We start from the raw sequence: 24128 nt of genomic DNA, 5'->3' as shown, positions 1-24128 counted from the left end.
GCCGGCTACCGCTTGGCGGTGAAGACGACCTCGACCCGCCGGTTCCTGGCCCGGTTGCCCTCGACCGGCCTGCCCTCGACGAAGTTGGGCAGTTTGGGGCGGCTCTCGCCGTACCCGGTGGCCTGGAGGGTGACGCCAGGGACGGTGATCATGCCCCGCACGGCCTGCTGGACGGCCTGCGCGCGGCGGCGGGAGAGCGTCAGGTTGTAGGCGTCCGTGCCCTGGTCGTCGGTGTGGCCCTCGATCCTGACGGCGCCGCCCGCGCTCTCGGCGTTGACCTTGGCGGCCACCTGCTCGAGCCGCTGCCGGGCCTTGGGGGTGAGCCGCCACTTGTCCAGCGCGAACAGCACGTCACTGGTCACCGCGAGGGTCACCTGGCGTCCCTGCTTGGTCTCGCTCTCGGTGCCGTCCAGGGACTCGACCTCGCCGATGACGTCCTCGACCGGCAGCACCAGGTCCTCGACGACGCCGGTGGCCTCGGACGGCACCTCCGGCACCGGCGCCGGCGTCGGGGACGACAGGGCGAGGACGAGAGCCGCGCTAAGAGATCGGAACATCGGTGAACACGCCGATCCTCGGCATCTCGACGTTGATCGTGCTCACGTCGGCCGGCGGGGCGGCGAAGACCGCGTACAGCGTGGACGCCTCGCCCTTCCCCAGGAACTGGCCCTGCGTATCGGAGCACACGCACGCGGCGTCCGCGCCGGTGCCGTTGCGGGCGACGCGGTAGCGCTTGGCGTTGACCGGGTCGATGAGGGCGACGCCCGAGACCGTGAAGTCCAGCGGGGCGGTGCCGAAGCCGTTGTGCACGTTGACCTTGCCGTCGAGCGCGGTGACGACCCAGGTCAGGGTGACGGTCCTGCCCTGCCGCTTGAGACCGGTGAGGTCGACGCGGGCCTCGCCGTACATGTCGCCGGCGCCGACCTTGGCCTGCTTGGTCGCGATCACCGCGCCCTGCTGCGGAGGCGCGCTCTTCTGGGCCGGCGGCTCCGGCTGCCGCTCGGGGGCGGACGCCGGAGCGCTCTCCGAGACGGGCCGCGACTGACGCTCCTCGCCGCCGCCGCCCTGCGGGACGCCCGGCAGCACGCCGCAGCCCGCGAGCGCGGCCGCCGCGACGGCCAGCACGATCGTCTTTCGCATCGTCGTGATCACCTTCGTCGTTCGGGGATGTGGCCCTCACCCTAGGGAGGCGGCGTTCAGGATCCGCATAGCCGCGGTGCGCGGGCCCGGTCACCGCCGCCGCCGGGCCTCCTCGGCGAGCCGCGCGGCCTCGGCCGCGCCCGTCCGGGCCTCCTGGTCGCTCTCGCCAAGGCCGTCAAACTCTTCCATAGCACGCACGAAGACACCAACCGCATCATCCGTACCAGTGGTGTCGCCGCCGGCGAGCACCGCCCGGCCGAGCGCCAGCAGGGCGCGGGCGGCGTTCCCGCGGTCGCCGTGGTGGACGAAGGTCTCCCGGGCCGCGCGGGCGGCCGCCGCGGCGGCCCCGTGCCGCCCTTCCGCGCTGTCCAGCTCAGCCTGTACGAGCAGCGCGACCGCCTCCCGCAGCCGGTCGCCGAGCCGCCGGTTGACCTCCAGCCGCCGCTCCAGGCAGCGCCGCGCCTCGGCGTGCCGGCCCGCGGCGAGGTGCAGCCTGGCCAGGTCGAGCGAGACCTCCGCCGCCCCGCGCCGGTCCCCCAGCTCCAGGTACGCGGCCAGGCTCGCCTCCAGCGGCCCCGCCTCCCGCCGCAGCGCGCCGAGCCCGCGCAGCGCCTCGGCCCGGCCCCGCCGGTCACCGGCCTCCTCGAACGCCCGCAGCGCCCGCCCCAGCGCCTGCTCCGCCTGCGGCCCGAGAGCCGGGCGCGTCCCGGCGCGGCGGCCCTGGACCAGGCCGAGGCGGAGCGTGACCCGGGCCAGCTCCAGCCCCTCCGCCAGGGGCAGGGCCGCGCGCAACGCCGCCTCGGCGGCCTCCAGACGGCCCTCGATCCGGTGCAGGTCGGCCAGGCCGCGCAGCAGCAGGGCCTCGCCGGCGCGGTGGCGGGCGGCGCGGGCCGCCTCCAGGCCGGTGGCCGTGGTGGCGTGCCAGTCGTCGTGGTGGGCGTTCAGCTCGAACAGCGGCGTGAGGTAGAACGCCAGCCGCCAGGCCGCCTCGTGCAGCCCGGCCCGGTGGAAGTCGCCGACCGCCGCCACCAGGAACCGCCGCTCGGCGCTCAGCCAGCGCGCCTCACCGCGCAGCAGGCCCGTCTCCAGCGCCGGCTCCCCGCCGCCCTGGTCCGGATGGATCCGCGTACGGCCGGTGCCGGGCTCGGCGGGCAGGAGGGCGGCGTGCGCCCGCCGTACCCGCTCCAGGATCGCCTCCGCCCGGTACGCCAGCACGCCGCCAGGACCGCCGTCCTCCTCGGCCAGGCGTTCGGCGGCGTAGAGGCGGGTGAGGTCGTGCCAGCCGTACCGCTCCTGGCCGGCCTCGTCCAGCCCGCGCGAGCGCAGCAGCCCGGCCTCCGCCAGCGGCTCCAGGTCCGCGTCCAGCGCCCAGGGGGCGAAGTCGGGCGCGGAGAAGGCGCCCAGCTCGCGCAGCAGCCGCCGTTCGGGGTCGGGCAGGCCCCGGTAGCCGAGGGCCAGGCTGCCGCGTACGGCGAGGTCGCCCGCGCTCAGCTCGTCGAGCCTGCGCCGCTCGTCCCCGAGGCGGCCCGCCAGGTGGTCGAGGGTCCAGCCGGGCTTCCTGGCCAGGCGGGACCCGGCGATGCGCAGGGCCAGCGGCAGCCGCCCGCACAGCCGGACGATGCGGCGGGCGGCCTCGGGCTCGGCGCGTACCCGATCGGCCCCGGCGACGCCCGCGAGCAGCGCCACGGCCTCGTCCTCGGCCAGCAGGCCCAGCTCGTACGCCCGCGCCGCCTCCAGCCCCGGCAGCGACGACCGGCTGGTGACCAGCGTGACGCTGCCCGGCCCGGTCGGCAGCAGAGGGCGGACCTGAGCCTCGTCGGCGGCGTCGTCCAGCACGACCAGGAGCCGCCGCCGCGCGGTCAGACTGCGGTAGAGCCGCACCCGCTCGTCCAGCGCGGGCGGCACCGCACCGTCGGGGCACCCCAGGGAACGCAACAGATCCTCCAGCACGGCCCCGGGCCCCCGCGAGCCGAGCGAGGCGTAGAGACGGCCACCAGGGAGGTCGTCGCCGGCGGCGCCGCGGTGGCCGCCGCTCGGGAGGTCGAGGGCGGCGGCGGCGTGGACGGCCAGGGCCGACTTGCCTGCGCCTGGGGGGCCGTACAGGACCAGGTGGACGGGGGCCGTGGACGCGGCGTCGGCCACGGTCCCTGCGATCCAGGCGAGCGCGTCACGCCGACCACAGAAGTCCGAGATGTCGGGCGGCAGCTCGTCCACCACGCCCGGGCGCCGCGCCCAAGTCCCGCCCTCGCCCGGCCGGCCCCTCGGCGGGCCGGCGTCCAGGAGGACGCGGCGGTGGGCCTCGGTCAGCTCGGCGCCCGGCTCCAGGCCCAGCTCCTCCACCAGTGTCCGCCGCGCCTCCTGGTACGCCGCCAGCGCCTCCGACCGCCGTCCCGCCTGGTGGAGCGCGTCCATCAGGTGCACCCAGGCCCGCTCGCGCAGCGGGTGCGCGCCCACCAGCGCCCGCAGCTCCCCGATCACCTCCGCGGCCCGCCCCAGCCCCAGGTCCAGCTCGACGCGCTCCTCCAGCGCCGTCAGCCGCAGCTCCTCCAGCGGCACCCCGTACGCGCGGCGCAGCGCCGAGGACTCGACGCCGTCGAGCGCCGGCCCCCGCCACAACCCCAGCGCCGCCCGCAGCCCGTCGGCCGCCGCTCCGGCCCGGCCCGCCGCCCGCTCCCTCCGCGCCTCGGCGACCAGGCGCTCGAAGCGGTGGCAGTCCACGTCGTCCGGCGCGACGTCGAGCAGGTAGCCGCCGCCGGGCACGGTACGGATGCCGGCCACGAGCTTGCGCAGCGCGCTGACGTACACCCGGAGCACCGACTCCGCCGAGGCCGGCGGCCGGTCGTCCCAGACGGCGGCCATCAGGCGGCCCGCCGGGACCGGCTCGGGCGCGGCCAGCAGGAGGGCGGCCAGGAGCGTACGGTGCTTGGCGGGCCCCGGCGCCGGCCCGTCCGGGACGCGCAACGGGCCCAGCACCCCGAACCGGGTCACCACCTCACGCCCTCACGCCCTCACGCCCTCACGCCTTCGGCCGCAGCACGAACGAGTCGAACCGGACGCGCGCCGGAGCGCCTGCGCCGGCGGTGGCGATCACGCCCGCCTCGCCGGCCCCGTACGGGGCGTCCGCGTCGGCCGTCTCCGCCACCAGCCGGTCGTCGAGCCACAGCCGTAAGGCGACCTTGCCCGTGCCGTTTTCCCCGCACTCGGCCACGATCCGCACGGCGGCATGCGCGGAGGCGTTCACGGCGGCCTGGGTGGGGCCGTACAGGGTGGCGCCGTCCGTGCCCGCCCCGCGCTTGACGATCGAGACCAGCCCCGAGCCGCTGACCAGGAAGTCGTAGCGGGCGCCCGAGGACGAGGAGCCGTGGCACCACACGCCGTACGCGCTCGCGTCGCCGTCGCCGTCACCGTTGTCGTCGTCGGCGCCGGCGAGCGTGGCCCGCGCGCTGATCACGCTCGCGCCGTCCGGCTCCCGCCTGGGCGCCGACTTCCACAGCCGCCAGCCGGGGTTGACGCTCAGCTCGTAACCGGTCCCGGCGGCCCGCGCCTCGCCCCCCGCCGACGTCCCCGCGGCCCATCCGTCACCGAACGCGGCCTCGTACGGCCAGCCGGGGGCGACCAGCCTGGACACGGCGAACCCGGCGATCGCCAGCGCGCCGGCCCCGCCGCCGAGCACCCATCTCCACCGCCCGCCCTTCCTGGCGGCCTTCCCGGAGCCCCCGTCCCCGGCCGCCCGGACCGGCCCGCCAGGAGGCATCGCTGGCGCGGGCATCCGGGGGACGGTCCAGGTGCGTTCCACCACCTCGCTGGCGGCGGACAGGCGAGGGCTGCCGCCGACCAGCTCGGCCAGCAGCTCCTGCGACGTGGGACGGCGGCGCGGGTCCTTGCTGAGGGCGCGGGCGACGATCCCCCGGATCCCCTCGTCGAGCCCGTCCAGCCACGGCTCGCCCTGCGCGATCCGGTACAGCACCTCCCCCGGCGCCCCGCTGCCGAACGGCGCCCGCCCCGTCCCCGCGAAGGCGATCACCCCGCCCCACGCGAACACGTCCGCCGCCTCGGTGACCACCTCGCCGCGCACCTGCTCGGGCGCCATGTACGCGGGCGTCCCGAGGACGCCGTGGCTGGCCAGGCTCCGGTGCTCGGCGAGCTGCGCGATCCCGAAGTCGATCACCCGGGGCCCGAGCGGCGACAGCAGCACGTTGGCCGGTTTGAGGTCGCGGTGCACCACCCCGGCCCCGTGGATGGCGCTGAGCGCGGTGGCGATCCCGACCGCCAGCGCCTCCAGGTTGCCGCCCGACAAAGGCCCCTGATCCCGTACGGCCTGCGCCAGATCGGGCCCTTTGACGTATTCGGTGACCAGGTAGGCGACGTCCCCGTCGATCCCGGCGTCGAGCACGGCGGCGGTACAGAAGCGCGCGACCCGCCGCGCCGCCGCCACCTCGCGCTCGAACCGACGCCGGAAGGCCGGGTCGCGGGCCAGCTCGGGGGCGATGAGCTTGACGGCGGCCAGCCCGCCGGTGGGCGTGACCGCGAGGTGGACCTCCCCCATGCCGCCCCGGCCGAGCAGGCGCCGCAGCGTGTAGCCGCCTATGACCCGATCGCCGTTCATCGGTGCCACATTAGTCAGGTCAGCCGAGGGCCGAGCTCTGCGTCAGGCGGTAGCGGGAGGGCGAGACCCCGTACCTGTCGAGGAACGCCTGCCGCAGCGTCTCGGCCGTCCCGAACCCGCAGCGCGCCGCGATCGAGGCCGTCGGCAGCGACGTGGAGGCCAGCAGGTGGGCGGCGGCCTCGGCGCGGGCCTGGCGGACGTACCGGCCGGGCGTCTGGCCCAGGTGGCGCAGGAACAGCCGGGTGAGGTGCCGCTCGCTGACCCCGGCGGCGGCGGCGAGCGCGGCCGTGGACAGGTCGCCGGCGAGGTTCCCGCCGATGTGCTCGACGGTCCGCTTGACCAGGGCGTTCGCGGGCGAGGGCGGGGCGACGAACATGCTCATCTGCGCCTGGTTGCCGGGCCGCTGCAGGTAGGTGACGAGGTTGCGGGCCACGGCCCGGGACAGTTCGGGGCCGTTGTCCTCCTCGACGAGGGCGAGGGTGAGGTCGAGGGCGGCGGTGACGCCCGCGGAGGTGGCGACGTCGCCGTCCCGCAGGAAGATCGGGTCGGGGTCGACGGCGACCCCGGGGTGGCGCGCGGCCAGCTCGGCGGCGAGCCGCCAGTGCGTGGTGGCGCGCCGCCCGTCGAGCAGCCCGGCCGCGGCCAGCACGAACGCCCCGGTGCACACGGACGCGACCCGCCGGCTCTCCCTGGACAGCCGGCGTACGTGGCCCACGACGGACGGGCTGGCCGCCGCGTTCTCGTAGCCGATGCCGCCGCAGACGACGAGCGTGTCGAGCGGCCCGGTGACGCGTTCCAGCGGGAGCTGGGCCTGGACGGTGAGCCCGGTGCCGCAGGTGACCGGGTTGCCGCCGGGCGCGGCGACGCGCACCTCGTAGCAGGGCGCCGCGCCGTGCCAGTTGGCCTCCTCCAGGGTGGAGGTGACGCAGGCGAGGTCGAGCAGCGAGGCGGCGTCGTACGCCACCACGACCACCCGCCGGACGTTCATGCCCCGACTCTAGGGTCAAAGGACCAAGACCCCAAGTTTCCGGACGTGTCCGGCCCTCTGCCTTGGCCCGTCCCCTCCCGCCCGGGGACAGTCGGAGCCATGACGACGACGAACACGAAGACGACCCCGGCCGCGGGGACCAGGACCGGCCGCCGCTGGGGCAGGTTCGCCCTCCACTACGTCGAGATGATCATCGCGATGTTCGTCGGGATGTTCGCGCTCGGCGCGCTGCTCGACCTGGTCGGCCTCGGCGTCTCCCACACCGAGCAGCCCGAGCTGGGCTACCTGGTGATGGCCCTGAACATGTCGATCGGCATGGCCGTCTGGATGCGCGTCCGCCGGCACGGCTGGGCCTCGACGCTGGAGATGTGCGCGGCGATGTTCGTGCCGGTCGTGCCGCTCTTCCCGATGATGTGGCTCGGCTGGATCGACGCCGGCATGATGATGACGCTCGCGCACGTGGCCATGTTCCCGCTCATGCTCGCGGCGATGCTGCGCCGCCTCGACGAGTACGCGGGCTGCGCCCACTGACAACCCCGCGGAAACCGCGAAGGCGCAGGTCATTACCACTTTTGGCCTCCTGTCACCTACCCTTTGTGCATGCGTTATGTCCCGTTTGTCATGATTGCTGCCACTTTGCTGACAGGGGCCACCGCCCTGCCCGCGGCCGCCATCACGAACGGCTCGGCCGACGGCGACGCCCACCCCGAGGTCGGCGCCATGGTCGCCGACCGGCCGCACGCCGACGGCACGTACACGTACTGCACCGGCACCCTCGTCTCGCCGACGGTCTTCCTCACCGCCGCCCACTGCGGCGAGAAGGGACAGAAGACCGCCAAGGTGACCTTCTCCACCCAGTACGAGCCCGGCAGCGCGCTCCACAACGGCCGGTTCATCCCCGACCCTCGGTTCAACGACAAATCGGACCTGCACGACATGGCGGTGGTCGTCTTCGACCAGCCCGTCACCGGCATCCGCCCCGCCCAGCTCCCCGCCCCCGGCCTGCTCGACCGCCTCAAGGATGAGGGCAAGCTGACCCGCTTCACCCCCGTCGGGTACGGCTCCCTCGCGCCCGCCAAGAAGGCGCGCGAGGAGGTCTACCACTACACCGACACCCGCAACCAGGCGTCCATCTCCTTCACGGGGCTGTCGAAGCGCTGGCTGAACCTCTCGATGTCCGTCAAGAGCGACGGCAGCACCTGCTTCGGCGACTCGGGCGGCCCCAACTTCCTCGGCGGCCCCGACTCGCACCTGCTGGTGGCCACCTCCATCAGCGGCGCCGACGACGCCTGCAAGGGCACCAACTACGACTACCGCCTCGACAGCCAGTCGGCCCGCACCTTCCTCGGCAAGTACGTCACCCTCCCGCGCTGACGCCTCCTCAGCATCCGCCTCCCGTGGAATGCTGACCCGGTGATCGACTATTACCGCGATCTCCTCCGGCGTCACGCCTGGCTGGAGGAAAGCCTCTGCTGGCTCGTCGTCCAGCCCCTCGACGAGGACCTGACCCGCGACGACGTCCTGTGGCGGCTGAACGGCGGCCGCGATCCCGAGCAGCGCATCGTGCCGGACCCGGTCGACGCCAACGCGAACATGGACGGCGAGCTGATCTTCGCCTTCGAAGGCGACGGCGCCTGGGGATTCCTCGACTGGTCCGGCGTCCCCGCCTCCGACGAGATCGTCGCCGCACTCAGCGAGGACTGCCGGGTGTGGCTGACGAGCTGGAACTTCAGCGGCCAGAGCACGCTCCTCTACGCGGCGGGCGGCCGGATCAGGACCCGCGTGCACCGCTTCCACTTCGCCCGCCACATCACCGAGGAAGGCGACCCGGCGGCGGTGGCCGGCCTGCACACCCTGCTCGGCGGCGTCCCCCATGACGACTACACGGGCCGGCGCGCGGCGGCGCTCGCCTTCGTCGAGGCGTCCACGGGCGTCGCCATCGAGAGCGAGCGTTTCGACGAGGAGGAGGGCCCGGTCATCATCCTCGACACCCGGGGTGACCAGGCACGCGGTGCACAAATGGCGCACCCGCCACCCGCCCGGGTCCGGCCATCCCTTCCCCGAGCCTGACGTGGAGGTCGACGGCGCCCCGGGCTGGCGTCCCGACCGGGTCGCCGACATCGTGCGCTGGCGGAACGGGCTGCCCGGCCGGGGCTCCGGCGGAGGCCGGCCGACGCTGGCCCGCCAGGAATACCTCAAGGAGGCGGCGGCCCGCGGTCTCACCCGTGACGAGGCGGTCCGCGCGCTCGACACGTTCGCCGCGGAGTTCCCCGAGATGACCGAGCAGGAGCTGTGCGCCTGGGTGGCCGGGAAGTGGCGCCGCTAGCCTCCGCGTCCCGACACGCGAAGCGACGGAAGGCGAAGACGCATGCCCGAGATCAGCGGAGACACCGCGCCGGGATTCGAGCCCGTACGTGAGGCGTTCGCGGCCAACCTGGCCGGCGGCCACGAGGCCGGGGCGGCGGTCGCCGTCTACCTGCACGGCCGCCCAGTCGTCGACCTGTGGGGCGGCCTCGCCGACCCGGAGGCCGGCCGGCCCTGGGAACGCGACACCCTCCAGGTCGTCTTCTCCACGACCAAGGCGGTGACGGCGGCCTGCGCCCTCCTGCTGGCCCAGCGCGGCGAGCTGGACCTGGACGCGCCCGTGGCCCGCTACTGGCCCGAGTTCGCCGCGCACGGCAAGGACCGCGTCCCGGTGCGGTGGCTGCTCACCCACCAGGCGGGGCTGCCCGCCGTGGACCGCCCGCTCACCCGGGCCGACGCGATCGCCGGCACGCCCGTGGTGGAGGCGCTGGCCGCGCAGCGGCCGTACTGGGAGCCGGGCACCGCGCACGGCTACCACGCGCACACCTACGGCTGGCTGGTCGGCGAGGTCGTCCGCCGGGTCAGCGGGCGCAGCCTCGGCACGTTCCTGGCCGAGGAGATCGCCGCGCCGCTCGGCCTGGACCTGTGGATCGGCCTGCCGAGGCCGCAGGCGCACCGGGTGAGCCGCCTCGTCACCACGCCGATCGACCTCGCCGCCCTGGCCGCCGTCGACCTCGACGAGATCCCGGAGGCGATGCGCGAGGTCATGGCCGCCTTCGCCGACCCCACCTCGCTGACCACGCGCGCCGTGACCCTCTTCTCGCCCCCGCTGAACCACGACGGCCCGGAGGACCTGCACGCCGAGATGCCCGCCACGAACGGCGTCTGCACCGCCCGCGCCCTCGCCCGCTTCTACGCGGCCCTCATCGGCGAGGTCGACGGCCACCGCGTCCTGACCCCCGCCACACTGGCCGCCGCCACGAAGGAGCAGGTCAGCGGCACGGACGAGATCCTGCGCGTCCCGGTGCGGATCGCCACCGGCTTCGGCCTGCCCACGCCGGACGCCTTCTGGCACTCCCCCACCGCCTTCGGCTTCACCGGCCACGGCGGCTCGATCGGCTACGCCGACCCGGCGACCGGCCTCGCCTTCGCCTACGTCATGAACCGCATCCAGGACAACCCACCGGACCCGCGAGCGGCGAACCTCGTCGCCGCCGTACGCGCCTCCCTCGGCGAACACCGATGAGCCTCGAAGCTCACGGAAAAGGCAACCGCACCTCGTCGTCCATGTCAGGCTGGCCGATATGCCGGCCCCACGCCCCCTGCGTCCGGATCCTCCTCGACGCCTGGGCCGGCACGAAGTCTTAGGCGTCCTGGCCGCGGCGGCGGACTCGACCGGCTGGCCATCGCCACCCTCACGGCGCTCTCGACGATACATCGCGCCGGCGTGGTGCATCGCGACTTCAAACCGGCGAACGTCCTTCTCGGTCCCGAGGGGCCCGTGGTCATCGATGTCGGGATCGCTCGCGTGCCGATCACGGCGACCACGTCCGCCGTGATCGGCACGCCGTCGCCAAGGACCCTCGCGCCCGCCCCCGGCGGAGGTCCGGGACGGCCTCACCCTCCGCATCCTCTATGAGAACATCGCGTCCAAGCCTCAGAACCTCATATGCGACGACGAGTTCGGCGGGGGAGAGTCCGCGAAACCGATGACCGTCCCCGCCGGCTGACAAGAAAAAACGGCGGTGTCCGCAGGGACACCGCCGTCGATGATCACACATGAGTGGAGGTGGCGGGAATCGAACCCGCGTCCTTCAACCCCAAGTCAGGGCTTCTCCGGGCGCAGCCTGCTGTGTTTTTCTCAGCCCCGGCGATCACGCAGGCGAGTCGCCGACGGGCTCAGCCACTGTTTGGTTTCCCGATCGCCCCCGTGGCCGGGTTGATCGGTTGAGCCTTCTGACGATGCCAGACACCGGGCCGAAGGCACTCCCGGGCTGACAGTGGTTTCGCTACTTAGGCAGCGAGGGCCAGGGAATCCTGGCCGACCACAGTGCGCTTAGAGTTGGCACTTGTTGTTTGCGGTCACAGGATTAACGAGGTTATGTCCGCAGTCCTCGGCCCGCTTCACCTGGCTTGCAAGATCGAAGTCGAAGCCAGTCACCCCCTGTGCAGTTGTCAACACACCTCGCGCGAGCGTGGTGAGCAACTTGAATCTACACGTGACAACGCCCCTGACGCCAACTTAATTCCTCGTGGCGCGACCGGGCCCCGTACATGCCGAAACCCCCGGGAGCGCGGCGCACAAGCACGCGCTCCCGGGGGCCGACCGGCAGGGTCGAGCCGGTCCGGACGGCAGGGCTTCCCCCGAGATGAAGCCCTGATCTCATCACGGCGACTGGGACCGCAACCCCCCGAGCGGGCCCAGTCATTAAGGAAGACGCCGGACCGGTGCCCGATGGTTGCTCCCCGTCACCACATTCTCACCGAGAGGTGCGGAGGGCCGAGAAGAAGCCGCCCGCGATGGCCGAGGCGTTGTAGTTCTTCGACAGCACCGCGACGGCCAGATCGCCCTGCCAGCCGACGAACCAGGTCATCTGGCTGCCCGCCGTCGCCGTCACGCCGTAGACCTTGGCCTGCTGCGCCAGCGCCGGCGTGCTCAGCGCGCCGGCCCGCATCATCGTGGTCAGCGCCGTACGGACCTTCGCGTCGACCGGCACGGGATCGGGCTGGACGAGCGGGGCCTGCTCGGCGGACGGGTCAGCCGACCGGGGCTCGGTGACGAGCACCGGCGGACGCCAGGTGCCGGACGCCACCGCCGCGCCGACCAGCGCCATCCCGAGCGGGCTGACCTGGACGCTCTGGCCCGCGATCACCTTGGCCTTGTCGGCGTCGCCGTCCAGCGACGGGAACGAGCCGCTGAACGACTTCAGCGGCAGCCGCCACGACTGCCCCACCCCGTACGCCTCGGCGCTCTTGCGCAGGTCGTCGGCCTTGACCCGGCGGGCCAGCGAGGCGAGCGCGGTGACGCAGCCCTTGGCGAAGTTCTCCTGGAAGGTGCCGGACGTGTTGGCGCCCAGCTGCCCCGCGTGCACGAACCTGGCTCCGCCGACCGTGCGCTCGGCCGGGCAGCTCAGCCGCTGCTTGGGGCTCACCCCCGCTTTGAGCAGCGCGTCGGCGGCCACGATCGAGAACGCCGTGCCGGCCGGGAACTTGCCGGCCAGCGCGTCCTTCTCCTGGTGCATGCCCTTGGTGGCGACGGCGCGGATCTCGCCGGTGTTCTTGTCCACCACGACGAGGGAGCTGGTCGCGGAGTCGGCCACGGCCTGCTCGGCGGCGGCCTGGACACCCCGGTCGAGCGTGGTCTTGACCGAGACGTTCTGCCGGCCGGGCCACTCCTTGAGCCGGGCGACCTCCTTGCCGGTCTTGAGGTCGAGCGTGATGACCTTGGTCTCGGTGGACCCGGTCAGGTAGTCCTGGTATGCCTGCTGCAGCCCGCTCTTGCCGACGGAGTCACCGGCCCGCTGCGGGCCGCCGAGCTTCTGCTCGGTCTCCGGGGTCAGCGCGCTGACGCTGCCGACGATCTGCCGGGGCGCGTCGGGGTTGACCGGCTGGTCCTGCGGGTCGACCTTGATGCCGGGGATGGCGTTGAGCTTGCTCTGCAGCGCCTGGTAGCGCGAGCGCCCGAAGGTCACCAGCGGCACGAACTTGTCCGGCGGGGACGACCTGATGCGGCTCAGCAGCCGGTCCTGGGCGTAGTCGGTGATCTCCGACAGCTTGACGACGACCTCCTCGGCCCGGTCGCCGAGCTGGGCGGGGTAGACGCCGGCGACGTAGAGCACGGTGTCGGTCTGCAGCGGGTCGCCGGTGCGGTCGACGACGGGCTGGCGCGGGTTGGGCCCGATGTCGACCGCGAAGCGCTCGCCCTCCTTGAGCTGCGGGTGCAGCACGGACGGCGACCAGCGCACCTTCCACGTGCCGTCCACCAGGTGCAGCGGCAGCACGCCGTCGTACTCCCAGAGCGGGTTGTTCTCGCCCAGGTCGACCTCGGCGCGGAAGTCGGCCTTGGACTCCTCACCTTCCACGGTGACGCTCTTGATTCTGAAGCGGAACGAGGCCGCGTCGAGCTCCAGCTTGGCGTCCGACAGCGCCTTGCGCACCGTCGCCTGGTCGCCGTCGGTGCGGCCGGCGGCCAGGTCGTAGTCCTCGCTCTGCCAGCCCACGAGGAAGTCGCGCACCGCGTCGTGCGGCGACGGCTCCTCGAAGCAGCCGGTCAGCATGGTGCACGCGATCGCCAGGGTGACGGTCGCGGAGAGGGGGCGGCGGGCGCGTCTCATCGGTGGCGGTGCCGCGCCTCTCATCGGTTGCGGTAGCGCAGGGCGCGGGCCATCTCCCGCTTGGCCTGCTGCTCCGCCAGCGACTGCCGCTTGTCCCAGTCCTTCTTGCCCCGGGCGAGGCCGATCTCGACCTTGGCCCGGCCGTCCTTGAAGTACAGCGACAGCGGGATGATCGTCAGCCCGCCCTCCTTGGTCTTGACGGCGAGCTTGTCGATCTCCTTGCGGTGCAGCAGCAGCTTGCGCTTGCGGCGGGCGGCGTGGTTGGTCCACGTCCCCTGGGCGTATTCGGGGATGTGCACGTTGAGCAGCCACGCTTCGTCACCGTCGATGCTGGCGTAGCCGTCGACGAGCGAGGCGCGGCCCTCACGGAGCGACTTGACCTCGGTGCCCTGCAGCACGAGCCCCGCCTCGAAGGTGTCCTCGATGTGGTAATCGTGCCGAGCGCGTTTGTTCTGGGCGATGACCTTCCGCCCGGTCTCACGTGGCATGTTTCGACTTTACCGGCGTTCCGTCACACTCTGAGGTATCGGCGGAGGGTGACGAACGACGCGAGCACACAGATCACCACGCCGATGATCATGGTGAAGGTGATCGTCTGCGCCACGGCGTCCCAGCCGAGCTGCGCCTGCGGGCCGCCGACGAAGGAGCCGAGCTCCTCGAACAGCAGGACCTTCGTGACGATCAGCATGACCGCCGCGAAGACGCCGCCGATGAGACCCGCGATCACGCCCTCCATGATGAAGGGGAGCTGGATGTAGAGGTTGGAGGCGCCGACCAGCCGCATGATGCCGGTCTCCCGCCGCCGGTTGAACGCCGACAGCCGGACGGTGTTGCCGATGAGCAGCGCCGCCGCCAGCACCAGGATGATCGCGACCGCCAGCGCGTAGTAGGCGAGCTTGTCGAGCATCTGGAAGAACGGCCCGACGAGCTGCTTCTGGTCGGTCACCTGGGAGACGCCCGGCTGGCCCTGGATCGCCTGGATGACCGACTGGTAGTTGCTGGGGTCGGCCACCTTGACCCGGAACGAGGTCGGCATGTCCTCGACCTTGGTGGCGCTCAGCAGGGGCTTGTTGGAGGCGAAGGCCTTCTGGAAGTTCTCGTAGGCGGCCGCCTGGTCCTCGTAGAAGACCTCCTTGACGCCAGGGGTGCCCTTGATGTGCTCCTGGAGCTTGGTGGTCTGGGCCTGCGTGATCGCCTTGCCGTTGCAGGCCTGGACCGCCGAGCCCTTGGTGCACAGGAAGACCGAGACCTCGACTTTGTCGTCCCAATAACCGCGGATCAGGCCGACCTGGGCGTTGATCATCAGGCCGACGCCCAGCATCGCCATTCCGACCGCCACGGTGATGACCACCGCGATCGTCATGGTCAGGTTGCGGCGGAGGCCGATCCAGACCTCGGAGAAGATGAAGTTCGCCCGCATGTTCTGTCTACAGCTCCCTGTCAGTACGCCTGGCCGTAAACGCCACGCGACTGGTCACGGACGATCTTGCCGTCCTCCAGCTCCACGACACGCTTGCGCATGGAGTCGACGATGGCCGCGTCGTGCGTGGCCATGACGACCGTGGTGCCAGTCCTGTTGATGCGGTCGAGCACCTTCATGATGCCGATGCTCGTCGCGGGGTCGATGTTGCCGGTGGGCTCGTCGGCCAGCAGGATCATCGGCCGGTTGACGAACGCGCGGGCCATGGCGACGCGCTGCTGCTCGCCGCCGGACAGCTCGTCGGGCATGCGGTGGGCCTTGCCCTCCAGGCCGACCAGCTCGATGACCTCGGGCACGACCTTGCGGATGAACCGCCGGGGCTTGCCGATGACCTCGAGCGCGAACGCCACGTTCTCGTAGACGTTCTTGTTCGGGAGCAGCCGGAAGTCCTGGAAGACGCAGCCGATGCGGCGGCGCAGGTGCGGCACCTTGAAGTTGGAGAGGCGGGCCAGATCCTTGCCGGCGACATGGATCGCCCCGGAGTTGGGCCGCTCCTCCTTGAGGACCAGGCGCAGGAACGTGGACTTGCCTGACCCCGAGGGGCCGACGAGGAACACGAACTCGCCCTTGTCCACGTCTACGGACACGTGGTCGAGAGCGGGCCGGTTCTGGTTGGCGTAGACCTTGGTGACATTATCGAAATGGATCACGAGAGCATCACGGCATGCCAGTCTAGGGGTCAGGACGGAAGCGAGGGTGGCACATGCCCACTTCCCGCCACCGGCCACTCGGCGGCCGTCGCTTTACCAATGATCGACGTTCCGATTGGCCAGACGACAGTCTAGGGGGAAGACTGGCATGGAACGTCCATAACGGAAACAAAACGATTGTGCGGCTAGACTTGGGGCTGACATGAGTTGCGAACACCTCGTATGCGCGCAGTGCGCCCACCCCGTCATCGAGGGCCGCTGCCCGCTCTGCCGCGCCAACCGCGAGCGGATGCACCAGCACGGCTTCGCCGGGCTGTCGCCCGCCCTGATCGCCCTGCTGCTGATCGTCGTGCTCGTCGCGACGCTCGCGGTCGAGCACCTGAGCGGCCTGTAGGCGGGCCCTCAGCCCGCCTGCTCAGCCCGCCCGCTCACCCCGGGCGGCCGGGCCTCACTCCGCCGCGCCCGACTCCTGGCGCCGCATCCACCGGATCTCCGACTCGATGAACTCGTCGAGGTCGCCGTCGAGCACCGCCGACGGGTTGCCCGCCTCGGTGCCCGTGCGCAGGTCCTTGACGATCTGGTAGGGGTGCAGCACGTAGTTGCGGATCTGCGTGCCCCACGACGTGGTCGTGGCCCCGCGCAGCTCCGACATCTTCTCGGCCTCCTCCTGCCGCTTGCGCTCCAGCAGCTTGGCCTGGAGGACCGCCATGGCGGTGGCGCGGTTCTGGAGCTGGGAGCGCTCGTTCTGGCAGGAGACGACGATGTTGGTCGGCAGGTGGGTGATGCGCACCGCCGAGTCGGTGGTGTTGACGCCCTGGCCGCCGGGGCCGCTGGAACGGTAGACGTCGACGCGGATCTCGTCCTCGTTGATGTCGATGTGGTCGGTCTGCTCCACGACGGGGACGATGTCGACCCCGGCGAACGAGGTCTGCCGCCGCCCCTGGTTGTCGAACGGGCTGATGCGGACCAGGCGGTGGGTGCCGTGCTCGCCGCGCAGCGTGCCGTAGGCGTAGGGGGCCTTGATCGTGAAGGTGGCCGACTTGATGCCGGCCTCCTCGGCGTAGGAGGTGTCGTAGACCTCTGTGGCGTAGCCCTTGCGCTCGGCCCACCGGAGGTACATCCGCAGGAGCATCTCGGCCCAGTCGGCCGCGTCGACGCCGCCGGCCTGCGCGTTGATGCTGACCAGGGCCTCTCGGGCGTCGTATTCGCCCGACAGCAGGGTGCGGACCTCCAGCGCGCCGATGTCGGACCTCAGCGACTCCAGCTCCTTGTCGGCCTCGGCGCGCGTGTCTGCGTCGCCCTCCTCGGCCGCGAGCTCGTAGAGGACGCCGAGGTCGTCGAGCCGGCGGGCCACGCCGTCGACCCGGTTGAGCTCGCCCTGGAGGTGGGAGAGCTTGCTCGTCACCTTCTGGGCCTGCTCGGGGTCGTCCCAGAGGTCGGGCGCGGCGACCTGCTGCTCCAGCTCCTCGATCTGCTTGCGCATCGCGTCGAGGTCGAGCACGTCCTGGATGCTGCGGAGCGTGCCCGCGAGCTCGTTGATCTCTTCTGCCGGATCGATGCCTGCCACGTCTCCCAAGGGTACGCGACCGTCGCGGGCCCGAATAACATGGCGAGGTGCGTGCATCCGGACGGCGGTGGCTCCTGGCGCTCGCCGCCGGCGTCCTGGCCGGGGCGACCGCCTGCTCAGGCGATGCCGCGCCGCCCTCTCCCACCAGGTCCGCCGCCGCCGTGTCGGCCACGCCGACGCCCTCGCCGAGCCTGGTCGCGATCACCAAGGCGGAGGCGGCCGAGGTGTTCACCGAGATCACCGCCACCGACGACACGCTGCGCGTCAAGAGCGACCTCGACGGCCGCCTGCGCATGGCGGTCGATCTCACGACCGGCGGGCAGACCCCGCTGAGCCTGGCCGCCTACCTGTCCACCGGTTATGCGCCGCCCCGCTACCGATGGGGCACGCCCGCGCTCTTCGTGCCGAAGTTCGGCCCGGCCGAGCAGGCGCCCTGGTTCACCGCGCTCGCGACGCGCGACGGCCGGCCGACGCTGCTGACCTTCGCCAGGTCCGACCGGTGGCGGCTGAGCTCGGTGGCCGAGCTCCTGCCGGGGCAGAAGCTGCCGGAGGTCGCCGAGGACGCCGAGGGCTACGCGACAGCGCTGGCTCCCGACGACAAGAGCGTCACCATCAGTCCTCAGTACATGCAGCCGGTGCACGCCAGCGTGGCCGAGACCGGCTCGTCGGGCGTGACGGCGGGGCTGGTGGCGGCCGGCCCCTACACCACCGAGGTGGCCGAGCAGATCGCCTCGCTGCGGGAGAAGGCGAAGGCCGACGGCTTCAGCTACGACTCGATCTTCAGCGCCGACAGCTTCCCCGTCTACGCGCTGCGCACCTCCGACGGAGGGGCGCTGATCCAGTACTCGCTGTCGCGCACGACGACCACGACCACCAAGACGGCCGAGGACGACTACATCCCCGTGCCCGACGCGGCCCGCTGGGCGATCGACTCGACGGTGCTGCGCCGCACGCTGCGGCTGGTCGAGACCCACCAGTTCGCCACCGCCGTCCCGCCCATCGCCAAGGCGGGGGCGGCGGCCGTGATCGCCCACGACGGGGGCCTCACGCGCGCCACCGGCACGTGAGCCCCCGGGCGCGGCGCCGCCGCGCCCGGGATGCCGGTGACCAGCGCCCGGGGCGCCGGTGACTACGCCTCCGCGTGCGGGAGGCTGGTGGCGGCCACCAGGGTGCGGACGGCCCGCAGCGCGACCGACAGCGTGGCCAGGTCGAAGTTGTCGCTCTCCCAGATCTCCGACAGCGTCTGCCTGGCCCGCGCGACGGCCGCCGAGTTGGCCTCCGTCCAGAGGGCCAGCCGCTCCTCGGGCGCGAGTCCCGGCTCGCTGTGGGCCAGCACGTCCCGGGTGAGGGAGGCGTGCGCGGCGTACAGGTCGTCGCGCAGCGCCGTACGGGCCATGGAGTTCCAGCGGTTGTCCCTGGGCAGCGCGATCACGCGCTCCCGCAGGCGGGCGAGCTGGAGCCGGTCGGCCAGGTCGAAGTAGACCTCGGCCACCTCGCTGACCGGCCGCTCGCCGATCGAGGCGATCTCGACCAGGTCGAGCGTGGAGTACGCGGGCACCATCCCGGCCACCCGCTCGGCCAGCTCCTGGGGCACGCCGCGAGCGAGGAAGGCGTCCCTGCGCTCCTCGTAGGCGGCCAGGTCGGGGCCGGTGAGCAGCTTGGGGATGTGGGCGAGCAGCCCGTTGACGCCCTTGACGAAGAAACCGGCCGACCCGGCGAGGTCGAGCGGCGGCCGGCGGTTGGCCAGCAGCCAGCGGGTGCCGCGCTCGATCAGCTTGCGCGCCTCCAGCAGCATGGCGATCTGGGTGGCGGTGTCCACCTGGTTGTCGAGCGCCTCGACCGCCCGGTAGAAGCTCGGCAGGTCGAACAGCTCGCGCGTGACCAGCCACGCCCGCACGATGTCGGGCGCGGAGGCGCCGGTCTCCTCGCCGAAGCGGTGCATGAACGTGGTGCCCATGGAGTTGACCAGATCGTTCACCACGCAGGTGGTGATGATCTCGCGGCGCAGCGGGTGCGCGTCCATGTACGTCCGGAACCGCTCCCGCAGGGCCGAAGGGAAGTACGAGACCAGCCACGACTCCAGGTAGGGCTCGTCGGGCAGGTCGGAGTTCAGCACCTCGGCGTCGAGCACCAGCTTGGTGTACGCGAGCAGCACGGAGAACTCGGGCGAGGTGAGCCCGAGCCTGGCCTGGCGGCGCTCGGCCAGCGTCTTGTCCGAGGGCAGGAACTCCAGCTCCCGGTTGACCAGCCCCTCGCGCTCCAGCCGCCGCAGGTAGCGGGAGTGGATGTGCAGCATCTCGACGGCCTGGGCGCGGGCGACGTCGAGGACCACGTTCTGGGCGTAGTTGTCGCGCAGCACGAGCTGGGCGACCTCGTCGGTCATCGAGGTGAAGACCTGGTTGCGCTGCTTGTCGGTCAGCTCGCCGTCGCGGACGACCTGGTCGAGCAGGATCTTGATGTTCACCTCGTGGTCGGAGGTGTCGACCCCGGCCGAGTTGTCGATGAAGTCGGTGTTGACCAGCCCGCCCTTGCGCGCGAACTCGATCCGGGCGAGCTGGGTCAGGCCCAGGTTGCCGCCCTCGCCGATGACCTTGCAGCGCAGGTCGGCGGCGTCCACGCGGAGCGCGTCGTTGGCCTTGTCGCCGACGTCGGCGTGCGACTCGGAGGACGCCTTGACGTAGGTGCCGATGCCGCCGTTCCACAGCAGGTCGACCGGGGCCTTGAGGATGGCGCTGATCAGGTCGTTGGGCGCCATCGAGCTGACGCCGGCCGGGATGCCGAGCGCCTCGCGCATCTGCGGTGTGATCTGGACGGACTTGGCGGTGCGGGAGAAGACGCCGCCGCCCGCGGAGATCAGCCCGGGGTCGTAGTCCTCCCAGGAGCTGCGCGGCAGCTCGAACAGGCGCCGCCGCTCGGCGAAGGAGCGGGCGGCGTCGGGGTCGGGGTCGACGAAGACGTGCCGGTGGTCGAAGGCGGCGACGAGGCGGATGTGCTGGGACAGCAGCATGCCGTTGCCGAACACGTCGCCCGACATGTCGCCGATGCCGACCACGGTGAAGTCGGTGGTCTGGGTGTCCACGCCCGTGGTGCGGAAGTGGTACTTGACCGACTCCCAGGCGCCGCGCGCGGTGATGCCCATGGCCTTGTGGTCGTAGCCGATGGAGCCGCCGGAGGCGAAGGCGTCGCCGAGCCAGAAGCCGTACTCCTTGGCCACCGCGTTGGCGATGTCGGAGAAGGTGGCGGTGCCCTTGTCGGCCGCGACGACGAGGTAGGTGTCGTCGCCGTCGTGCCGGACCACGTCGCGCGGCGGCACGACCTTTCCGTCCACGAGGTTGTCGGTGATGTCCAGCAGGCCGGAGATGAACGTGCGGTAGCAGGCGATGCCTTCGGCCATCACCTCCTCGCGGGTGCCGCCCACCGGAGGACGCTTGACGACAAATCCACCTTTAGACCCAGTCGGGACAATAACGGTGTTTTTCACCATTTGCGCCTTGACCAGGCCCAGGATCTCCGTCCGGAAATCCTCCATCCGGTCCGACCACCGCAGACCGCCGCGCGCCACCTTCCCGAACCGGAGGTGCACGCCTTCGACGCGCGGCGAGTAGACGAATATCTCGAACTTCGGCCGCGGCAACGGCAGCACGCTGATGGCCTGCGGGTCGAATTTGAGAGATATGTACGTTTTACGGCGCCCATCCACCGTCTGGAAGTAATTGGTGCGCAAGGTCGCCTGAATCATCTCCAGGTACGCCCGCAGGATGCGGTCCTCGTCCAGCGAGGCCACCTCGTCCAGCGCGCCCAGGATCTCCTCGTTCAGCGCGTCCACGAGGTCGCACCGCACGTCCTCGTCCCGCCGCGGGTCGAGCCGCGCCTCGAACAGGTTGACCAGCAGCCGCGCCAGCCGCACGTTGCCGGTGAGCACCTTCTCCATGTACGGCTGCGAGAACGTGCTGCCCGCCTGCCGCAGGTATTTGGCGTACACCCGCAGCACCTCGACCTGCTCCCAGGTCAGCCCGCCCCGCAGGATCAGCGCGTTGAAGTCGTCGGCCTGCACCCGCCCGGTCCACAGGGCCCGCAGGCCGTCCTGGAACAGGCGCTTGAAGTCCTTCCTGTCCACCTCGGCGGACGGCGTGTAGCGCAGGCCGAAGTCGTAGATCCAGGCGTTCTTGGTGGCCGGGTCGTTGTCCCGGTCGACCTCGTAGGGCCGCTCGTCCACGACCTCGACGCCGAGCCGCTGGATGAGGGGCAGCGCCTGGGACAGCGAGATGGGCGAGCCGACCTTGTAGATCTTGAGCCGCCGCTCCCCCTCGGCCGCGTCGTACGGCTCGTAGAGGTTGATCCCGACCTCGTCGCCGCCGCCGCCCGCGACCAGCTCCTCCAGGCGGCGCAGGTCGGCCACGGCCACCTTGGGCGGGAAGTCGGCCTTGTAGCCCTCGGGGAACGCGGCGGCGTAGCGGCGGGTGAGCGCCGGCGCCTCCTCCTCGGAGGTCATCTCGGCCAGCGCGACGGCGAGGTCGTCCTCCCAGGAGCGGGTGATGGCGGCCAGGCGGGCCTCCAGCTCCTCCACGTCCACGCGCGGCGGCGGGAGCTGCTTGCCCCGCTCGCCCCGGATCACGACGTGCAGGCGGGCCAGCGACGACTCGCCGATCATCGCGCTGTAGTCCAGCGACCGGCCGCCCAGCGCCTTGAGCAGCACCTCCTGCATCTTCAGCCGGACCTTGGTGGTGTAGCGGTCGCGCGGCAGGTAGATCAGGCAGGAGATGTAGCGGCCGTAGTCGTCGCGGCGCAGGAACAGCTTGACCTGCTTGCGCTCGCGCAGCCGCAGCACGCCGAGCGCGATCGGCAGCAACTGCTCCAGCGAGGTCTGGAACAGCTCGTCACGCGGGAACGACTCCAGGATCTCGATGAGGTCCTTGCCGTCGTGGCTGTCGGGGGCGAGCCCGGCCCGCTCCAGCACGTCGGCCAGCTTGCGGCGCAGCACGGGGATGCGGGAGATGGACTCGTTGTAGGCCACGTGGGTGAACAGCCCGAGGAAGCGCCGCTCGCCGATGACCTCGCCGTCGGGCGAGAACATCTTGACCCCGATGTAGTCGAGGTAGGTCGCCCGGTGGACGGTGGCCCGCGAGTTGGCCTTGGTGATGATCATGAGCTGCTTCTCGCGCGCCTTGGCCCGCACCTCGGGCGGCAGCACGGAGAAGCTCTCGGAGCCGATGCGGTCGTCGCGCAGGATGCCGAGCGCCGCGCCCGGCAGGGCCCGCAGCGCCTCGCCCCGATCGGTGTCCTCCAGCCGGTACTCGCGGTAGCCGAGGAAGGTGAAGTGCCCGTCGGCGAACCAGCGCAGCAGGTCGATGCTGTCCTCGACCTCGGCCGGCTCCAGCGGCGGCGGGCTCATGCTGAGGTCCTCGGCGACCTGGACGGCGAGCGCCCGCATCTTCCTGAAGTCCTCGACGGCGTGGCGCACGTCGGTGAGCACCCGCTGCAGGTCGTTCTCCAGCGCCTTCAGCGCCGCCGGGTCGGCCTGCCGGTCGATCTCGATGTGGATCCAGGACTCGACCAGCATCTGGCCGGTGACGTCCTCCTGACCGCGGCCCAGCATGCGGCCCGTCATGTCCCTGCGCACCCGCATCTGCGGGTGGACCAGGAGGTGGATGCCGAAGTCGTGCCGGTCCAGCTCCATCGTCACCGAGTCGACCAGGAACGGCATGTCGTCGGTGACCACCTCGACCACCGAGTGGCCCGGGTCCCACCCGTTCTCCTCGATGGTGGGGGTGAAGGCGCGGATCACGGCCCGGCCCTGGGGACGCTGCTCGGCGAGCCGGCGCTGCGACATCGCGGGGCCGTAGACGTCGACGGGGTTGCGGTCCAGCAGGTCCTCGGGGGCCACGTGACGGTAGTAGAGCCGCAGGAAGGACAGCGCCTCCTCGGTGATCACGTGTTCGCTGCTCGCCACGCAGTGCTCGGCCGCTCGCTGGAGCAGCTCGTCCTTGGCCTCGTCGAGGGGCATGTCAGGTCTCACTCCTTTGTGAGGGTTGGCCGGGCCGTTCACGGCCAGGCTCTTGTTCCCGTAACAGCGGGAAGTAGTAGTGCGGGCGCGTGCGGACGCGCGGCAGGCCCAGCCAGGAGAGTGCCACTGGGGGGCCAGGGACGCCGGGGAAGGGGCGCATCGCCGTTGATGCCCACCGAACACCTCCCCCTGAACGCCTTGCCGTTACCGATACCACCCGAAAAGGGGATGGACGTCAACGCGACATGGACACAGGGGGGTCGTCGTCGGAAGCCGAGGGGGTGTTCTTCAGCTCGTCGAGCTGCTCAGGCAACTCGACGAGCTCGACCAGCTCGCGCCGGCACTGCTCGCACGCGTCGAGGTGGCGCTCGAACGCCTCGTGCTCCTCCTCATCGAGGACGCCGAGGACGTAGGCGGCCACCCCGTCATGCATCAGCCGGCTACCCCCTTGTCCCGCAGCAGCTCGCGGAGAGCCCGGATGCCGTAGTAGAGCCGGGACTTCACCGTGCCCGGCGGGATCCCCAGAATCTCCGCCGCCTCACTTATCGTACGGTCTCGGAGGTAGGTCTGCTCAATGACTTCGCGGTGTTCGTCGGACAGACTGCGGAGCGCGTCGGCGACGACGATCGCCGACAGTGCTCGCTCAGAGCCGTCCGGCACCGCCATCATGTCGACTTCGGGCGGCTCGACCTCGTGAGGCCGTACGCTCTTGCGTCGACGTCCGTCGATGACAATCCTGCGGGCTACCGTCAGTAGCCACGCCCATAAGAGGCTTGGTTCCCATTGCAGTCTTGCCGAGTTACGCCAGGCTCGGACGAGCGTCTCCTGCACGACGTCTTCGGCCCATTGGAGGTCGTTACCAGTACTTTTGCGCACGTGGCGCAGCAGAGGGCCGCCGAACTCCTGGTAAAGCACCGCGATGCGGTGCTCCGCCTCGGCATCAGCACTCTCGAACCTGCCGTCGAGGTGACCTAGCACGGGGCACATCTTTACACCTTTGTTATCGGTCCGGTAGCCACTCCGATAACTCCAGTCATTTCTAACTATTCCCGGCC

At 71.6% G+C, this 24128-nt stretch carries 21 protein-coding genes and 1 other RNA gene; 8 read left to right on the top strand and 14 right to left on the bottom strand.

Going from position 1 to position 24128, the window contains the following annotated elements:
* Positions 1-5 precede the first annotated feature (5 nt).
* The 5 genes from Nocox_RS06550 to Nocox_RS06530 all read right to left on the bottom strand — a co-directional run bounded on the left by Nocox_RS06550 (position 6) and on the right by Nocox_RS06530 (position 6734).
* On the bottom strand, positions 6-557 hold the full coding sequence (locus Nocox_RS06550; RefSeq protein ID WP_026213966.1) for an OmpA family protein: 552 nt from the start codon (positions 555-557) through the stop codon (positions 6-8).
* Complete coding sequence (locus tag Nocox_RS06545) at positions 541-1140, bottom strand: lipoprotein (protein WP_026213965.1); 600 nt, start codon at positions 1138-1140, stop codon at positions 541-543. Before Nocox_RS06545 ends, Nocox_RS06550 begins: the two co-directional genes overlap by 17 nt.
* A 90-nt stretch (positions 1141-1230) precedes the next feature.
* Entirely contained in the window at positions 1231-4128 is a 2898-nt protein-coding gene (locus Nocox_RS06540; RefSeq protein WP_157382852.1) for an AfsR/SARP family transcriptional regulator, read from the bottom strand.
* A gap of 28 nt (positions 4129-4156) precedes the next feature.
* Entirely contained in the window at positions 4157-5746 is a 1590-nt protein-coding gene (locus Nocox_RS06535; RefSeq protein ID WP_051112470.1) for a serine/threonine-protein kinase, read from the bottom strand.
* 19 nt (positions 5747-5765) lie between these two features.
* Positions 5766-6734 (bottom strand): GlxA family transcriptional regulator, encoded by a 969-nt coding sequence (locus Nocox_RS06530; RefSeq protein WP_026213963.1) that lies wholly within the window; start codon positions 6732-6734, stop codon positions 5766-5768.
* Positions 6735-6833: 99 nt separating this feature from the next.
* On the opposite strand from Nocox_RS06530, the gene Nocox_RS06525 reads away from it, so the two are divergent.
* The 6 genes from Nocox_RS06525 to Nocox_RS44100 all read left to right on the top strand — a co-directional run bounded on the left by Nocox_RS06525 (position 6834) and on the right by Nocox_RS44100 (position 10677).
* Positions 6834-7265: a hypothetical protein gene (locus Nocox_RS06525; RefSeq protein ID WP_020541436.1), complete on the top strand. Its 432-nt coding sequence runs from the start codon at positions 6834-6836 to the stop codon at positions 7263-7265.
* 105 nt (positions 7266-7370) lie between these two features.
* Entirely contained in the window at positions 7371-8108 is a 738-nt protein-coding gene (locus tag Nocox_RS06520) for a trypsin-like serine protease (RefSeq protein WP_020541435.1), read from the top strand.
* Between the two features lie 39 nt (positions 8109-8147).
* A complete protein-coding gene (locus Nocox_RS06515) occupies positions 8148-8804 on the top strand; it encodes a hypothetical protein (RefSeq protein WP_020541434.1) in 657 nt (218 codons plus the stop codon).
* A gap of 1 nt (position 8805) precedes the next feature.
* Complete coding sequence (locus tag Nocox_RS06510) at positions 8806-9060, top strand: hypothetical protein (RefSeq protein WP_020541433.1); 255 nt, start codon at positions 8806-8808, stop codon at positions 9058-9060.
* 42 nt (positions 9061-9102) lie between these two features.
* Positions 9103-10284, top strand: coding sequence for a serine hydrolase domain-containing protein (locus Nocox_RS06505; RefSeq protein WP_020541432.1), 1182 nt, complete (start codon positions 9103-9105; stop codon positions 10282-10284).
* 201 nt (positions 10285-10485) lie between these two features.
* Complete coding sequence (locus tag Nocox_RS44100) at positions 10486-10677, top strand: hypothetical protein (RefSeq protein ID WP_425517757.1); 192 nt, start codon at positions 10486-10488, stop codon at positions 10675-10677.
* Between the two features lie 142 nt (positions 10678-10819).
* Here Nocox_RS44100 and ssrA read toward each other — a convergent pair.
* The 5 genes from ssrA to ftsE all read right to left on the bottom strand — a co-directional run bounded on the left by ssrA (position 10820) and on the right by ftsE (position 15502).
* Positions 10820-11203: a transfer-messenger RNA gene (gene ssrA / locus Nocox_RS06495) on the bottom strand.
* 315 nt (positions 11204-11518) lie between these two features.
* On the bottom strand, positions 11519-13372 hold the full coding sequence (locus Nocox_RS06490) for a penicillin-binding transpeptidase domain-containing protein (RefSeq protein WP_020541430.1): 1854 nt from the start codon (positions 13370-13372) through the stop codon (positions 11519-11521).
* A 20-nt stretch (positions 13373-13392) separates the two neighbouring features.
* Positions 13393-13860 (bottom strand): SsrA-binding protein SmpB, encoded by a 468-nt coding sequence (gene smpB / locus Nocox_RS06485; protein ID WP_020541429.1) that lies wholly within the window; start codon positions 13858-13860, stop codon positions 13393-13395.
* Between the two features lie 23 nt (positions 13861-13883).
* Positions 13884-14792 carry a permease-like cell division protein FtsX gene (gene ftsX, locus Nocox_RS06480; RefSeq protein ID WP_020541428.1) on the bottom strand — a complete coding sequence of 303 codons (909 nt, stop codon included), beginning with the start codon at positions 14790-14792 and terminating at the stop codon, positions 13884-13886.
* A 20-nt stretch (positions 14793-14812) separates the two neighbouring features.
* On the bottom strand, positions 14813-15502 hold the full coding sequence (ftsE, locus tag Nocox_RS06475) for a cell division ATP-binding protein FtsE (protein ID WP_020541427.1): 690 nt from the start codon (positions 15500-15502) through the stop codon (positions 14813-14815).
* A 202-nt stretch (positions 15503-15704) separates the two neighbouring features.
* Here ftsE and Nocox_RS06470 point away from each other — a divergent pair, with 202 nt between their 5' ends.
* Positions 15705-15896, top strand: coding sequence for a hypothetical protein (locus Nocox_RS06470; RefSeq protein ID WP_020541426.1), 192 nt, complete (start codon positions 15705-15707; stop codon positions 15894-15896).
* Positions 15897-15950: 54 nt separating this feature from the next.
* On the opposite strand, the gene prfB is transcribed toward Nocox_RS06470, so the two are convergent.
* The gene (gene prfB / locus Nocox_RS06465; RefSeq protein WP_020541425.1) at positions 15951-17069 is read right to left on the bottom strand and encodes a peptide chain release factor 2; all 1119 of its coding nucleotides are present in this window, start codon (positions 17067-17069) and stop codon (positions 15951-15953) included.
* Between the two features lie 47 nt (positions 17070-17116).
* Between prfB and Nocox_RS06460 the strand changes: the two genes are divergently transcribed.
* Positions 17117-18136, top strand: a complete 1020-nt coding sequence (locus Nocox_RS06460; RefSeq protein ID WP_020541424.1) for a DUF8094 domain-containing protein — start codon at positions 17117-17119, stop codon at positions 18134-18136.
* A 62-nt stretch (positions 18137-18198) separates the two neighbouring features.
* Here Nocox_RS06460 and Nocox_RS06455 read toward each other — a convergent pair whose 3' ends face one another.
* The 3 genes from Nocox_RS06455 to Nocox_RS06445 form a co-directional block, all read right to left on the bottom strand.
* Entirely contained in the window at positions 18199-23073 is a 4875-nt protein-coding gene (locus Nocox_RS06455; protein ID WP_020541423.1) for an NAD-glutamate dehydrogenase, read from the bottom strand.
* Between the two features lie 235 nt (positions 23074-23308).
* Positions 23309-23506: a zf-HC2 domain-containing protein gene (locus Nocox_RS06450; protein ID WP_020541422.1), complete on the bottom strand. Its 198-nt coding sequence runs from the start codon at positions 23504-23506 to the stop codon at positions 23309-23311.
* Positions 23506-24060, bottom strand: coding sequence for a sigma-70 family RNA polymerase sigma factor (locus Nocox_RS06445; RefSeq protein ID WP_143082191.1), 555 nt, complete (start codon positions 24058-24060; stop codon positions 23506-23508). The genes Nocox_RS06450 and Nocox_RS06445 overlap by 1 nt, the downstream gene beginning before the upstream one ends.
* Positions 24061-24128 lie beyond the last annotated feature (68 nt).

The organism is Nonomuraea coxensis DSM 45129 (assembly GCF_019397265.1).
Lineage (GTDB): Bacteria > Actinomycetota > Actinomycetes > Streptosporangiales > Streptosporangiaceae > Nonomuraea > Nonomuraea coxensis.
The sequence above is the reverse complement of the archived record's forward strand: the minus strand, read 5'-3'. Positions and strand labels throughout refer to the sequence as shown.

Bases quoted from the DNA above. Each gene is read 5' to 3' on its own strand.
- Nocox_RS06550 (WP_026213966.1), bottom strand. From the start codon at position 557: ATGTTCCGATCTCTTAGCGCGGCTCTCGTCCTCGCCCTGTCGTCCCCG.
- Nocox_RS06545 (WP_026213965.1), bottom strand. From the start codon at position 1,140: ATGCGAAAGACGATCGTGCTGGCCGTCGCGGCGGCCGCGCTCGCGGGC.
- Nocox_RS06535 (WP_051112470.1), bottom strand. From the start codon at position 5,746: ATGAACGGCGATCGGGTCATAGGCGGCTACACGCTGCGGCGCCTGCTC.
- Nocox_RS06530 (WP_026213963.1), bottom strand. From the start codon at position 6,734: ATGAACGTCCGGCGGGTGGTCGTGGTGGCGTACGACGCCGCCTCGCTG.
- Nocox_RS06525 (WP_020541436.1), top strand. From the start codon at position 6,834: ATGACGACGACGAACACGAAGACGACCCCGGCCGCGGGGACCAGGACC.
- Nocox_RS06505 (WP_020541432.1), top strand. From the start codon at position 9,103: ATGCCCGAGATCAGCGGAGACACCGCGCCGGGATTCGAGCCCGTACGT.
- Nocox_RS06490 (WP_020541430.1), bottom strand. From the start codon at position 13,372: ATGAGACGCGCCCGCCGCCCCCTCTCCGCGACCGTCACCCTGGCGATC.
- smpB (WP_020541429.1), bottom strand. From the start codon at position 13,860: ATGCCACGTGAGACCGGGCGGAAGGTCATCGCCCAGAACAAACGCGCT.
- ftsX (WP_020541428.1), bottom strand. From the start codon at position 14,792: ATGCGGGCGAACTTCATCTTCTCCGAGGTCTGGATCGGCCTCCGCCGC.
- Nocox_RS06470 (WP_020541426.1), top strand. From the start codon at position 15,705: ATGAGTTGCGAACACCTCGTATGCGCGCAGTGCGCCCACCCCGTCATC.
- Nocox_RS06455 (WP_020541423.1), bottom strand. From the start codon at position 23,073: ATGCCCCTCGACGAGGCCAAGGACGAGCTGCTCCAGCGAGCGGCCGAG.
- Nocox_RS06450 (WP_020541422.1), bottom strand. From the start codon at position 23,506: ATGCATGACGGGGTGGCCGCCTACGTCCTCGGCGTCCTCGATGAGGAG.
- Nocox_RS06445 (WP_143082191.1), bottom strand. From the start codon at position 24,060: ATGTGCCCCGTGCTAGGTCACCTCGACGGCAGGTTCGAGAGTGCTGAT.